Source organism: Fibrobacter succinogenes, assembly GCF_902779965.1.
Taxonomy (GTDB): Bacteria; Fibrobacterota; Fibrobacteria; order Fibrobacterales; family Fibrobacteraceae; genus Fibrobacter; species Fibrobacter succinogenes_F.
The window spans coordinates 13,646-27,407 of record NZ_CACZDK010000023.1 but is presented as its reverse complement, the minus strand read 5'-3'; the positions used below and the strand labels follow the sequence as shown (position 1 = coordinate 27,407).

Annotated in this window: 14 protein-coding genes; 4 read left to right on the top strand and 10 right to left on the bottom strand. The window is 46.4% G+C overall.

The genetic code is table 11. The features are described 5' to 3' along the window. Position 1 precedes the first annotated feature (1 nt). The gene (locus tag HUF13_RS11345; protein ID WP_173475237.1) at positions 2 to 2,920 is read left to right on the top strand and encodes a hypothetical protein; all 2,919 of its coding nucleotides are present in this window, start codon (positions 2 to 4) and stop codon (positions 2,918 to 2,920) included. Next, positions 2,920 to 4,314: a BamA/TamA family outer membrane protein gene (locus HUF13_RS11340; RefSeq protein WP_173475236.1), complete on the top strand. Its 1,395-nt coding sequence runs from the start codon at positions 2,920 to 2,922 to the stop codon at positions 4,312 to 4,314. The genes HUF13_RS11345 and HUF13_RS11340 overlap by 1 nt, the downstream gene beginning before the upstream one ends. A gap of 184 nt (positions 4,315 to 4,498) precedes the next feature. Here HUF13_RS11340 and HUF13_RS11335 read toward each other — a convergent pair whose 3' ends face one another. After that, positions 4,499 to 5,092 carry a hypothetical protein gene (locus HUF13_RS11335; RefSeq protein ID WP_173475235.1) on the bottom strand — a complete coding sequence of 198 codons (594 nt, stop codon included), beginning with the start codon at positions 5,090 to 5,092 and terminating at the stop codon, positions 4,499 to 4,501. Here HUF13_RS11335 and rpmE point away from each other — a divergent pair. Both rpmE and HUF13_RS11325 read left to right on the top strand, forming a co-directional pair. Beyond that, positions 5,050 to 5,439: a 50S ribosomal protein L31 gene (gene rpmE / locus HUF13_RS11330; protein ID WP_369697080.1), complete on the top strand. Its 390-nt coding sequence runs from the start codon at positions 5,050 to 5,052 to the stop codon at positions 5,437 to 5,439. The two genes, HUF13_RS11335 and rpmE, sit on opposite strands and share 43 nt — an antisense overlap. Before the next feature lie 67 nt (positions 5,440 to 5,506). After that, positions 5,507 to 6,403 carry a hypothetical protein gene (locus HUF13_RS11325; RefSeq protein WP_173475234.1) on the top strand — a complete coding sequence of 299 codons (897 nt, stop codon included), beginning with the start codon at positions 5,507 to 5,509 and terminating at the stop codon, positions 6,401 to 6,403. A 100-nt stretch (positions 6,404 to 6,503) separates the two neighbouring features. Here the strand turns inward: HUF13_RS11325 and HUF13_RS11320 are convergent, their stop codons facing one another. From HUF13_RS11320 to HUF13_RS11280, 9 genes are all read right to left on the bottom strand, one after another. Continuing rightward, complete coding sequence (locus HUF13_RS11320) at positions 6,504 to 7,451, bottom strand: hypothetical protein (RefSeq protein ID WP_173475233.1); 948 nt, start codon at positions 7,449 to 7,451, stop codon at positions 6,504 to 6,506. Between the two features lie 98 nt (positions 7,452 to 7,549). Continuing rightward, on the bottom strand, positions 7,550 to 7,990 hold the full coding sequence (locus tag HUF13_RS11315) for a hypothetical protein (protein ID WP_173475232.1): 441 nt from the start codon (positions 7,988 to 7,990) through the stop codon (positions 7,550 to 7,552). Between the two features lie 330 nt (positions 7,991 to 8,320). Beyond that, positions 8,321 to 9,397 (bottom strand): TIGR04133 family radical SAM/SPASM protein, encoded by a 1,077-nt coding sequence (locus HUF13_RS11310; RefSeq protein ID WP_173475231.1) that lies wholly within the window; start codon positions 9,395 to 9,397, stop codon positions 8,321 to 8,323. Between the two features lie 93 nt (positions 9,398 to 9,490). Then, positions 9,491 to 9,961: a hypothetical protein gene (locus HUF13_RS11305; RefSeq protein WP_173475230.1), complete on the bottom strand. Its 471-nt coding sequence runs from the start codon at positions 9,959 to 9,961 to the stop codon at positions 9,491 to 9,493. 186 nt (positions 9,962 to 10,147) lie between these two features. Next, complete coding sequence (locus HUF13_RS11300; protein ID WP_173475229.1) at positions 10,148 to 11,224, bottom strand: TIGR04133 family radical SAM/SPASM protein; 1,077 nt, start codon at positions 11,222 to 11,224, stop codon at positions 10,148 to 10,150. Between the two features lie 78 nt (positions 11,225 to 11,302). Then, entirely contained in the window at positions 11,303 to 11,626 is a 324-nt protein-coding gene (locus tag HUF13_RS11295) for a hypothetical protein (protein WP_173475228.1), read from the bottom strand. Then, entirely contained in the window at positions 11,626 to 12,483 is an 858-nt protein-coding gene (locus HUF13_RS11290; RefSeq protein ID WP_173475227.1) for a hypothetical protein, read from the bottom strand. The genes HUF13_RS11295 and HUF13_RS11290 overlap by 1 nt, the downstream gene beginning before the upstream one ends. Positions 12,484 to 12,529: 46 nt before the next feature. Beyond that, the gene (locus HUF13_RS11285) at positions 12,530 to 12,937 is read right to left on the bottom strand and encodes a hypothetical protein (protein ID WP_173475226.1); all 408 of its coding nucleotides are present in this window, start codon (positions 12,935 to 12,937) and stop codon (positions 12,530 to 12,532) included. A 150-nt stretch (positions 12,938 to 13,087) separates the two neighbouring features. Then, positions 13,088 to 13,711, bottom strand: coding sequence for a hypothetical protein (locus tag HUF13_RS11280; protein WP_173475225.1), 624 nt, complete (start codon positions 13,709 to 13,711; stop codon positions 13,088 to 13,090). Positions 13,712 to 13,762: the final 51 nt, after the last annotated feature.

Genomic DNA, 13,762 nt, shown 5'->3' with positions numbered 1-13,762 from the left:
TATGCGGTCTATTCCTTGTCTGGGCCTGCTGCTTGCCAGTCTAGCCTTTGCGTTGGATGTGGATTCGCTCCCGGTTTGGGATCCTTCGATTCTTGAAAAAAATGCTTTAGAAAATGCGCCGGAAACGGCGAATACTGTCGCAACAGCGGATGCGTCGGATTCTTCGCATGCCGAAATCGAGACGCACGGTTATAAGACCATGCAAGTGACGGTGGGCGATGGTGGCACGCAAGTGGACCAGGAGTTGCGTCTTTCGATACAAGGTCGCCTTTCGGATAGCGTTTACATTGACGCTCTTTTGTCGGATGTGGACCGCAAGGCGGGCGATCAGACAACGGCAACGCTGCAAGAAGTGGACCAAATTTATTTCAGGGTCGAGTCTCCGTTTGCAATGCTTCATTTGGGCGATTTTACGTGGGATGATAATTCCATGGGGCTTTCGTCGTTTAGCCGTTCTTCGCTTGGGGCTATGGCGACTTTGCGTTATCGAGGTTCGTCTGTAAATGGCGAGGTTAGTGGTGCTTGGGGAACGGATGAAGTGTCGCGTTATTCTCGCTCGTTTAGCGGTGTGCAAGGACAGCGCGAAGGGTATTATCTCGATGAATCGGCGGGATTCATTTCGGTGGTGCCGAATTCTGAAAAAGTTTGGTTGAATGGTGTTGAGCTTGTCCGCAATCGCGATTACGAAGTGAACTATGCCGGTGGTCTTTTGAATTTTAAGAATGGGATTATTCCGGGAACCGATGATGTTATTTCGGTGGAATACGATGCTTATTTAAATGATGATATTTATACGATGTACGCCGTTCGCGGTAGTTTGCGGATGGAAAATTTAATTTTTGATGTGTCCGGATTCCATTTGGAAAATGATGTGGACCGCATGCGTAAAAGCACGCTTGACAGTGCCGATTACGAGCTTTTGAAAAATGACCGTGGTGAAAATTTAGCGGCTGGTTCATCGCTCCAGGAATTGCACCGCCCGAAAATGTCGGAACGTTTGGGGACGCGTCTCCGCTTGCAGGCGCAACACCGCTTTTATGCGGATTTGGAACTAGGCCTTAATCGCATGGACTCGAATACGGTTTCGAATCATGTGGGCGGGCCTAGCGGCCGTGCGTTTAGGTGGTTTGTGACATCGGACTCTTCGCAGAATTTACAGGCTTTCCCCGTGGCGCTCTCTGTTTATGGCAACTATGTTCAAGAAGGTTTTGCCATTTCTGAATTTAGCGGGAGCGATAGAGGTTGGGACGCTTATGCGCTCAGGAATGATTGGGATTTGGATAGCGCCCTTTTGAAAGGTGATTTGCGCCATGATGAACTCGCGCTACGGTTCCGGCTAGGCAAGGATTGGTTCGGAACGGCAAGGTGGGGGTACCGCCGAGGTGATGACGAAAAGTGGAATTCATCGCGGTCGCAATTGTCTGTGGTGCATCGAAGCTTGAACGCTACAAGTGAATTTACGGCAGCTTATGTTTCGAGTACGCAAGAGATTGAGCAAAAGCGTTATCAGGGAACATTCTCGTCGGAATTTTTGCGCGGCTTTATTAGACCTTTTGGCAGTGGCGATGTGCGATATTCCGTGGTTGATTCGCTAGGGAATAAGTCTGAGCGCGGGTATGCAAAGACCGCGGTTGGCGCAACGTTAAATGACGATTTGTGGAATGTTAAGGAATCTGTTGGGACGCTGACCGTGCGCAAACACAATATGACGGGGGCAAAAGGCGCGGGGCGTTCCCGCGACGATGATTGGCGCGATTCTGTGAATTCCGTAACTTGGACGCAATCGGCTGAAGCGAATTTCCGCAAATTCAATTTATCGCATTTATTGCAGTATTCGCATGCGGTGACGGATTCCTTGGGCGCTTCGGATTCGTGGGTCGGCGATTTGAATACAAACTTTGGCGACGACGATATGGGTGTGCAGGGCTCTGTTGCTTACCGCTTTGGAATGACTTCGGAACAGACGTACACCGCTATTTACAAGGCTGTGGCGAAGGGAACAGGCGACGTGCGTTACGATAGCCTTACGGGCTCGTTTATCGAAGGCGTTGATAATGGTGACTTTGTCTATGAAGGCATGGGCCGCAATGATTCGATTGGGGCCGTACTTTCGTCGAATGCAACGTTTGAAGCGACGCTGGAGTGGAATCCGGGGGTGTCGCTGGGAATTACGCAGGGGCTTTTGCGCGATATAACGCTAAGTGCATCGTATCGTTCTGAAGCCGAAGATACGACGGGTAAAAAGATTTATTTTCCGCCTGTTGTTCCGGCGGGGCTAAAGTCGGTGACGGCAGGAACTGTCTCGTGGGAAGCAAGCCTTGCATGGGAACATCCGTCGGGCGTGATGGCGCAGTACAATCCGAGTGCCGTTTACGAAAAGAAAATGTCTTCGATCGGGTATTATCAAGATATTTTTGATCATAAACTTTCAGCAGGTATGAAAATTAACGATGACCATTACATTGGTATAGAAAATACGTTTGAATCAGTAGCTTTAACGGCTCTTCAAAAATTGGATTGGAATATTTGGGAAATCTCGGGGCGCTATACTTGGAAATTGCCCGTTGGATTTAGCTTTGAACCGCGCATCCGTTATAGAGAAGGCTCAGGTGAAGATGATATGAAATCTTCGTTTGGAGCGCATCTCTGGGAAGAAGAATTGCGTGTTGGTTATGAAAAAGATGGCTTTGTGGATGGTCATATTTCGTTTGCTTCCATACAAATGAATAAACATGATGGTGACATTCCGTACCAGATGATGTCTGGCTTTGGCGATGGCGTTACTTACAGGCTCGAAACCGGGGTTTCGGTTGAAGTAAACCGCTTCTTGTCGCTTTCGCTCCGTTATATTTTGCGTTTCGGTAATGCCGAAGAAAATGTGTTCCAAAAATTGTCGAGCGAGGCAAAGGCGTATTTTTAATGAAGACTGAAGTGTTAAAAATAAAGTCGCTTTGCGTTTTTGTCGCTTTGATTCTGATGCTCGGCGTTGGAGTGTCTTTTGCTTCGACTTGCCGCATTGAGCGCGTGGAATGGGCTGGCGAACACAGCGAATTTGAAGAACTTTCGATGAGTGCTGTTGTCGGGATGCCTTGCGATTCTTGGCAGGGGGCAAAGCAAAAGCTTTTGCGCTATTATGAAGATCATGGCTTTCTCGGGGCGAAGCTAAATGTGAATGTCGATAGCGCGGGCGTGATGCGTTGTAAATTTGAACGCGGTAGTGCGTGGGTTTGGGCTGGACCAGAAAATTTGGATTCTGGCGCAACAGATGTTGATGTCTTTAGGCAATTGACAGGCCTTGAGATTGGTGGCGCGGTTTCGCTGACTGATTTGGAACGCTCGGAAAATCGACTTTCGCGGTTGGGTTATTACGAGCAGACGGCGGGCGTTCGCTTATTCCGTGACCCGGTGCGTCATCGCGTGATTCCGGCGTATTCCATGCGGGCGATTCCGATTTCTGCGGCAGAAGGTTATCTCACGTATTCGAGCGATGAGGACGTTTGGGAAGGTAAAGTGAATCTCGCCCTGTTCAACATCTTGGGGACCGGCCGCGATTTGCAATTGGATGGCTATTCGCAAAAAGATTCTCGCCGGATAGAAGGCTCGTATCGCGAACGCTTTATCTTTGGAACTTCATGGGATGTTGTTGTTCGCGGATTTTTTGAAGACGATTCGCTGTCGCGCAATTCGCGGTTAGAAGTGGGCGTGTCGCGGAACATAGGCTTTAGTTTCGATGTAGCTGCGTTCGTGGGCATTGGCAATGACGAGAAAAGTTCGTCGTTTGAGCTATCGTATGTGTCGTTTGACCGCCGCATGTTGCCACGCAGTGGAACTTCGTTGGATGTGTCGTTGGCGTGGATGATGGACCGCCCGGATTCGCTTGATCGCTATTTGCGTTTGGAATCGTCGTTCACGCATTATATACCGCTGTACAAGAATTTTATTGTGCGATATTCGGCTGCGGCGGGGACGTTGTTGCCTTCGGGTGTTTCTTTTGCGCGTGAGGATTTGTTTGCGCTGGGAGGAATCAACTCGTTTAAGGGGATGATGTATGGTTTTATGCGGACGCGTGCGTATGGATTTTCGCAGGTGGCTTTCCTGTGGCAAGACGGTTACGATTTGTCGATAGAACTTTTTTACCAGCCGGGATTGTACAGGCGGATGAAGCCTTTCCACGGGTGGGCGCGCGAGCATGATTATGGTATTGGCTTTACGCAGTACCGTAAATCGTGGAGTTTTAGCATTTATTATGCGCTCCGTAACGGGTGCGATTATCTGGATGGAGTTCTCGGTTTCGGCGTGAAAACACTGTTCTAAGTGATTAGTAAACAGTGGTTAGTAAACAGGGACGCAGTCATCCTCGCTACGCGAGGAACCATACATATTTCGCAAACAGAACTGTAATCCTCTTCGAGGATGACGTTCTAATCACTAATCACTAACCACTAACCACTGCCTACTGTCTACTTCCTACTTCCTACTTCCTTCCGTCTACTGCCAACTAAAGTCGCGGTACTCGCACTTTGTCGCCTGCGTTCAGGTGTTCCAGCATGACGCCTGCATTCACGGACTGGAGTGCAGAAAGCACGTAAAAGCGGGGGAGGTTCTGCGTACCTGCTCCGTATGTTCTGCGTAAAAGCTTGAACAGGTCTTCGCCTTCGTTTGCGGTGACGACCTTGTAAAGGCTCTTGTTCGACGGATCGGACTGGAGTGCCGCGAGCGCATTTGTGAATTTGCCGATGAAATTTTCGGCATTGTTGCTTGGCTTGGCGACTTCGGAGCTTGGTTTACCCGGTTTAGCCGGTTTGCCTTGCTTATTCGCGCTCGGCTTTTTGGTGTTCTTGGAACCCGTAACCGAGGGCGGAAGTTGGAAGGTGGGCGCCTTGAAAGCGTTCATTTTTAGCTTGACATCAGCCGAATCTTTGCCTTTCTTGATGGGTTCGAGTTTCAAAATGGAGTCCAACGAGGCAATATAATTGCTGTCCGGCCATTCTTCGAGGACCATTTTTTTGTTAATCTCGATGATTTTAATGGTCGGATGGTCGTTTTCGCATGCGAGCAAAAGCAATGAACAGAGCAACAATAAAGATTTCATGCTATAAAAATACTAAAAATGAGGCTTCCGCTTGCCAAAATCGCGAAAAACAATTAAATTTTAGCTCTCAACAATTATTCGTCGATGCGAATACGGGTAAAGAATACATCACCCGCTCCACGAAGTCTTCCGCCGAAAAGAAGACTATCGATGGTGTTGAATATAGCGTAATTTCTTTGGAAATTACGGCTGATACCCATCCGTTCTGGACGGGCAAGCAGCATCGCGTGGATACGGCTGGCCGTATCGACAGCTTCAACAAGCGCTATGGCGGCGGTGCTAACATCACCTCTGCAAAGCGTAAGACTCGCAAGGCTGCACCGGTCAAGACTGAAGAAGAAGCTTAATCTTCTTAAAGTTTGGGGCCTCCCTTGTTAGGGAGGCTTTTCTCTTTTTAACCCTAGAGGACGCAAAATGAAAAAGAAACTTAGCATTTGTGCCGCTGCCATCATCGCTCTTGCTATGACGGCTTGCGATAACGGTAAGACAGGTACCATCGAAGGTGAAGTTCGTGATGCTTTCACCAATAAGCCGTTGGAAATGCCGACTGTCGGTATGGACTCCACGATTTATACCACTCTTTCCAAAAAGTACGAATTCAACCAGGAACTCCGCAAGGGTAAGTTCAAGTTCGTCAAGGTTCCGGTTGGCGCCTATAGAGTTTATGCAGGCCGTTCTAAGTATGTGAAGACCCGTATGAAGATTGAAACGACGGAACAGAATCCGAACGCTTCTCTCATTCTTTACATCTACAGCGCCCAGGTTGATCCGGGTCTGTACCAGGGTACTAAGGAAGGCCCGCTCAAGATCGATAACAAGTGGGTCGTTTATTCTACGAACTGCAACGAATCTATCGCTGGTTACCGCTTGACGATGCCGCAGCAGCAGGCTGGTGATGCAAAAGCAAGCCTTGCTGAAAAGATTGGCGTGAAGAAGAAGGGTAAGGGCAAGAAGGCTAAGAAGGCTGCTCCGGCCGCTGTTGCTGCTGTAACGAACCTCCCGGATCCGCGTGTCATCGAAGGCAAGCTCGAAGTGTTCTACCACAACTCTTCTTCTGTGTCTACGGCAATCACGGCTAAGACTTATCCGGCTGTTGTCGCTCCGATCGCATCTCACAAGGACTGCAAGGGCTTTGGTGAAGGCGAAACGAAGGGCGTGTTCCCGGTTAAGGACAAGGGCACCGATCTCAAGGTCGAATATGTTGCTGAAAACCTCTACAAGATTACTGGCAACCTTCCGAAGGGCAAGCAGATTATCCAGCTCTCTCAGGATGGTAAGACTCTCCAGACTTACTACTTCGAAGCTAAGTAAGCTCTCTTCGTTAAGACGTTGTTGAAATTGAGGACGGCACCTTTTCGGGTGCCGTTCTTTTTATTGTGTCTTAATATAATGATGCAGAGATAATGTTAAGTTATTCTGTTTTATCTAGGCAATTTTTAATTTCATCTAAGGTAGATTCTTTATTTTCTTCTCGTTTTTCCTGATAACGAGGATTTACGATTGTGTCTCCATCACAAATTTGTTTGGTAGCTATTGGACCTTCGTATAATTCACTTGGATATATTTTTATGGCATTAATGCAATCTGTTTGTGTCGCGGATAGAGTTTCTTTATTGGCTTCTATTACGCTGTCAATAACCGTTTTGGTGTCTGATTTGTATATGTCGTTTAAATGGCCAATAAAACGTTTATCTTTATCAAGTTCATTAGTAAAGTCTGCTCGTAAAAAATCGGTCTTTCTGCAAAGGGGCGAGGCTACACTTTGGGGATATTTTTCTATGTATTCTTCGTTTGAAAAAATCAATGAATCTTTATATCTAAAACTGTCGTATTTGAATAGGGTGCCATCTGAACATGCAAATGACTCGGGTGTTGTCACATTGGTATGAAAATAACTTCCATAAGAGGGGATTGGACCGATAGTGCTAAATTCAAGATGATCTTCTATTTCTTCGAGTTCTGTTAAATTTTTGAAGTAATTCTTTTCTAATTCATCCATCAATATGCTTGGATTATACTTTGCATATTCATAATATTCTTTAGGACTCCATGAAGTGACTTTACAGGACACGCTTGTATCTCTAGCAAGTCTGTATGGCCCAATTGGTTCAGTATTGGCGATGCTCGATGAAGATTCTTTAGAGCTGCTTAGGACGGCTTCAGAAGAACTCGATGGAGTGTCACTAGAGCTGCTTTCCTCAATTTCTGAACTGCTTGTTGGGAAACTTGATGTGCTCGATGTAAGGTCGTTTGGGGGATTAGAAGCGACTGGAGGATATTCGCTGTCCCCTCCGCAGCTTGCCCAAAAGAATGCTGCTGTAGAAATAAAAAGCTTTCTTGAAATTTTTCGAATGCTCATATAAAGTTCCTTTAAATGTTAATATACATTTATTGAACTGGAAAAGCCCTACAAATAGTAGGGCTTTTTTGTATGAGATGAAAACAAAGGTTGAGATTTTATTCAGCTTTTTTCCCTTGGGAAATGATAAGCAAATCATAGATGGCTCTGAATTCGGATGCGGTGTACTGGTGTCCGTCATCGCATTTGTATTTCTTTTTCTTGTAGGTTGGTGTTCCGTATTTTACGGCAGGAAGCAAGTCTGTATCGATGCAAGTGACTCCGTCACGGCATTTTACAAGATAGTTCCCTTCTTTTTGTACGCACAGAACCTTGGACGGAACACCATACAAAGCAATCGTGTTACCGATATCGGAAGAGTCGTTGACGATAGGATCTTGAGCGTCTTTTGCTAAAGCGGAAATTTCCGTTGAATTGTTTTTTACATCCATAGAGATGTCGCCCGAAGATGGCGATGCTACGTCTGGAGATGAATTACAGCTGTTCCAGAACAAACTGGACAAGGCTAGCAATAGTTTTTGCCAGTGTTTATATTTCATTTTTATTACTCCTTGAAAAATTGTATATAAAGTATATTTAAATACGAGCAAATTTTCAATATGTTTGTCGTAATTTTTTTTATAACGTATGTTTTGTAATTGTATTTTTAACGAAAAAAGGCTTGGAATGAACCATCCAAGCCTTAAATTCGCGTTTTTTACGCTTCGCTTTTCGGAGGAACCGTTATGCCCCGGCTGCCTCCAAACGTTTGACGTGACAATACGCAAGTTCCTTAGTCTTCTGTACTTTCGCTTCGCGAAAGTACCAAATGCTAGGCTCGGTCATATCCATGCAAGCATGGTTGCGACTCTCGCCTTACGCATTTGTCATCACGCTCCCGCGGCCTCTAGTCTCGCTACATGGCAGTATGCAAGTTCCTTTGTTTTCTCATCACGTAAATGAAGGCTGGAGCCTTCGCAGTAGCGCCAGTATTTGCATGTTTTGCATTCACCGGTTTTAGCCCAGTTGCGGTCACGCATGACTTGGTAGCGGTTCTGCCAAACGTCCCAGATATCATCCTTGTAGATGTTCCCTTGGATGTAGTCGCCACGCAGGCTCGGGCATGCCGAGATGCTCCCGTCGCAAAGAACTGATGAAATGTTCACGCCTGCCCAGCAGAAAAACGGGCTATTGCGCACAACCTTCTCGTAATCTCCAAGGAAGCCTTCGCAGTCGTAGTTCACATTGATGACGTTCATAGCTTTTGCTTCACGGATGAACTCAAATACCTGTCGGAATTCTTCGTTTGTAAGTTGGAATAGCGGGTTGTCCTTGGCGCGTCCCTTTGGGAATACGTTTGAAACACGCCAGCGCTTGACTCCGAGATTCACGAGCAAATCCAAAATGCGAGGGAGTTCGCTCAAGTTTTTGCGGTTTACGCATGTCATCACGTCGAACGTAAGATCTTCGGTGTGGGCGGCCATGTTGATGGCGCGGATGGCGCGATCAAAACTATGCGGGTTCCCACGGAAATGGTTATGATTTTCTTCAAGTCCATCAAGGCTTATGGTCAATGTCTTGAGGCCTGCATTCAAAAGCTTGGTGTAGCGTTCGGGAGTCATAGCAAGCCCGTTTGTGACCATGCCCCAGGCGTATCCGCGTTTTTTGATTTCTTGTCCGCATTCTTCGAGGTCCGCTCGCATCAACGGTTCGCCACCGGTAATAACGACGGTGAAGTTGTTTGGATCGATATGGGGGGCAAGCTTGTCGAGTACTGCCATGAAGTCTTCACGGGGCATATCGGGGATGGCATCCTTGACGCAGTCGCTACCGCAATGCAGGCAGTGTAAGTTACAGCGCAGCGTACATTCCCAAAAGAAATATGTCAGCGGATGCGATTTGACTTCGTTGTGACGGTAAAGACGGAATGCTTCGAGTGCAAGTTTTTTCTTAAGACCGAGTTTCATAATAATAAAGGTTAAAAAAAAGTATAGGCTGCTACATTTGCTTATGTCGCAGTCTATAATTTGACTCAAATGATTATAAAAGAAATTTTTCTTTTATTGCTTTGGAGGCAACTCTACAACCGTGAATAACCTTGTGAATTCGGCTTCGGTGTAGGTTTTCCCGTTATCGCAAGTATATCTTTTGGGGGCTGTTGCGATTGTTCCGTATTTTGCAACGACTGTAGGCTTTTTGCTTGTGCAACCTGGATATACCTTGTCGTCAACGCAAATGACATCGTTAAGACATTTTACGATAAAGTTGCCAGATTGCTGTGCGCATGGAACTTTAGTAATTGGCGGAGGATTGATGCCATATATGGGAACTGGTCGTGCAAGATTCGTGGAATCTTTTATGATGCTCAAGGTATCTTTTGTAACGGGCTTTAGTTTGCTTGCTTCGAGTTTTGACACCTCTTTGGATACAATTTTTTTTGTAGCTGTTGTGTTGTCCGAAGCGGCGTTGCAAGCTCCCCAGAAGAAACTAGTCATGGCCAGTAAGATTTTTTCCCAGTGTTTGTACATCATTATGTATTTCTCCCTAATATGTTACACAAAATATATTTAAAAACAAGCGAATTTGCAATTCTTTTAGATGTAATTATTTTTTGTGTAAAATTTTATTAAGGTTTGTGTTGGGTTGTTTTGCTGTACATCTAGATTTCTTGGATGAATTTTATCGAAAATCCATCTTTTTCTGGGGATGGATTCTCCTTATGCTCCAGCAGCTTCTAGTCTTTTCACATGGCAGTATGCAAGTTCTTTTGTCTTCTCATCACGTAAATGGAGGCTGGAGCCTTCGCAGTAGCGCCAGTATTTACAGGTCTTGCAGTCGCCAAGCTTAGCCCAACTGCGGTCGCGCATGACTTGGTAGCGGTTTTGCCACACGTCCCACAGGTCGTCTTTATAGATATTGCCTTGGATGTAGTCGCCGCGTAAGCTCGGGCATGCTGAGATGCTTCCATCGCAAAGCACGGAAGAGACGTTTACGCCGGCGCGGCAGAAGAACGGGTAGTTGCGGGCGTCTTTCTCGTAACTGCCGAGGAAGCCTTCGCAGCCGTAGTTCACGCTGATGACATTCAGCTTTTTCACTTCGCGGATGAAGTCGAACACCTGGCGGAATTCCTGGTTCGTGAGCTGGAACAGCGGATTGTCTTTGGCACGGCCCTTCGGGAACACCGTTGCAACGCGCCAGCGTTTGACGCCAATTTTCAAAAGCAAGTCTAAGATTTTCGGGAGTTCTTTCAAGTTTTCGCGGTTCACGCAGGTCATCACATCGAAGGTGAGGCCTTCGGTGTGGGCGGCCATGTCGATGGTACGGAGCGCGCGTTCAAAGCTATGCGGATCGCCACGGAAATGGTTGTGGTTCGCTTCGAGCCCGTCAAGGCTCACGGTAAGCGAGCGGAGCCCTGCGTTCAAAAGTTTTGTATAGCGTTCTGGCGTCATGGCAAGTCCGTTTGTGACCATGCCCCAGGGGTAACCGCGTTTCTTGATTTCTTGGCCGCATTCTTCAAGGTCGGGGCGCATGAGCGGTTCGCCGCCGGTAATCACCACGATAAAGTGCTTCGGATCAATATGCGGGGCAAGCTTGTCGAGCACTCCCATAAAATCTTCGCGGGGCATATCGGGAATGGCGTCCTTGACGCAGTCGCTACCGCAGTGCAGGCAGTGCAAATTGCAGCGGAGCGTGCATTCCCAGAAAAAGTAAGTGAGCGGGTGAGCCTTGATTTCGTTATGGCGGTAAAGGCGATAAGCTTCGAGAGCGAGTTTTTTCTTAAGAGAAAGTTTCATATAGGTTTTAGATGGTAGGTAAAAGGTAGGGGCGAAATTTTAAGTGTTGTGGTTAATGATTAAATTTATAAGTTTTTTTTAGAAATTTCTTTTCTGTATAAAATATTTTATATCAAATTCTTCTGTGGTGTAAGAGATGCTTTGGCCTTGTTTATCTGAACAGTAGATCTTGCTATCGCATTCTGGAGTTTGGTGGCATTCAAATCCGTCATCACAATTGAAGTTATTATTGGTTGTCGTGGAATGTCCGCACTCGATGGTGTCGTAAATATATGATTGAAGTGTACACGCTATGGGTTCGTTGCCCGTTGATGGATTGTTGCTTGACGAATCATCGCTGCAACCACTCCAGAATAGAGCGGCTGTTGCAAGTGCGAATTTTTTCCAGTGCTTGTTGAACATTAATAACCGTTTTTCGTGTAATATTTTTTATCGAATTCGTTTTTGGAGTAGGTGACTTTTTCCCCTTGCTTGTTGGTGCAATCCATATTGGTTTCACCTGCGGTTCTGTGGCAAGTGACACCGTCGTTGCAAGTGTATTTATAAGTGCATTTTGAATCTACGCCATATTCGGGGCACATGGCATCAAAATCGCAAATAGTCAAGTCTGTGTTGGGATTTGATGTTGCAAGGCACTTTTTAACGTTTTGTTCGATTTCTTTCAGCTTGTCTTCGTAAATCTTTTGGCATTCTTCGTCTAATGCGGGCTTGTTCTTTTCCCATTCCTCTTTCATTTTTAGATAATCGAGGTATTCTTGTGTTGGGCGTGTTGTGCCGTCACTGCAAACTTCGTCTTTGGGGAACACATTCGGGGCGCCATATAGTGCAACAAACATGTCGAGTTCCATGCGCAATTGGGCGAGACATTGCGGAATTGTTTGCATTGTTTGTTGGATGCTGTCAATTTTTTCAACTCCGGCGTGTTTTGCACGTTCTTCGGCGCCCATCTTGGCAATGTCCGCAGAATAGGAGGGCGGGTAGTACGATACGACCGAATCCCCGGGTGTGCATGTCACTTCGCTGGAACTGGATTCTTCGTTGCTGCTGGACGATGTATTGGTTTTGGATGAACTGCTTACCGCTTCTGAACTTGATGAGAGCTGAGTGATATTGGAACTGCTGAGTTCGCGGTCGCCGCAGCCTTCTGGCGGGCAGTACACACCATACAGGGGCTGTGCCGTTTCTTCATAGTTGCAGCTTGCCCAGAAAAAGGCGGTTGTCGTGAGTAGAATCTTTTTCCAGTGCTTGCGAATGTTCATTTTTTCTCCTTAAAATTTCTAAGTTCAGCTGCCAAAGTTTTAGCGATTATTTCTTTTCCGGGCAATCGATGGTGGGGTAGCATCCACCGACGGGTTGTTCATTTCCGTGTTCGTCTAAAACGATTCCGTCTACGCAAAGATCTTGTTTGCTGTAAGTGCAGTTTGAAGCTCCGCACCCTCTTTCGTCTGTTTGCGGGGCGAAAACGTCAACACCTGGGGGCAAATCGTTTGGCGCTAAAGGGCTTTCGTAAATTCCCGGATGCCTTAGGTATTTATCGCCGTTTTCGCATTCAATGATGTCGAATGCTTTGCCGGCGTCGTTTATCGCAGTAGTGTTATAGCATTGGGTAGAGATGCAACCATACCCGGCTATGGCATGGTCTTTGCTTTCGCAACCGCCCCAAATAAGAGTGAGTGTCGAAAGGAAAATGAATTTTAGAAATTTGTAGAACATAGAGGTGTGATGTCTGAGATCGCCGTTATGCGGCTTTGAGGTGTTTGTTTGGAGTCATTCTGAGCGAAGAAGCGTAGGTTCGAAGTCGAAGAATCCAAAGCTTTGTTTTAATTTAACTGGATCCTATCGCTGCGCTCCAGGATGACGTTTTTAGTCTTCATTTTTCTCGGAATTCAAGCGGTCTTCGATTTTCTTGTCGATTTTTACGATTTTAGCTTTCTCGTAGCGTTCGCGGAATTCGGCTTCGTTATAGGTGACGCCATCGCAGTCGTATGTTTTTTCGGTGACATAAACAACGCCGTAATCGGGGCAGGCTACGGCACCCTTGAGGTCGCCATCGTCGTTAATGCGGCATGGATCATTTTCGCCTTTCTTTATTGCTTCACGTTCATTGCAAAATACGCCGTCATCGCAAACGAGTTTTGTTTCTGTGACTCCGGCACTCATTTTGACGCCCTTACCGTCTTCGTAACAGGGAACTGCTACAACGCCGTATGCGGGCACCGGTTGCACGAAACTGCTGCTCGATTCTGCATTTGAACTTGAAGATTGGACTACGCTGGATAAAAGTATTCCGTATAGCGGGACCATATTTCCTAACGCATCGTTGCTAGAGGATGGAGTCACTTCGGAAGAACTAGACTGATTGTCACCGATAGAGGAACTTGATGGGTTCACTCCGTTGGCGTTCGCCGATGTTACCGAGTTATCGCAGCTATTCCAAAAAAATCCGGTTAAGGCAAGTGCAATTTTCTTCCAATGTTTGTAAAACATTTTTAACTCCTTCCAAGGTGGCGCAAAATTCTCCCTATAATATATACAAAA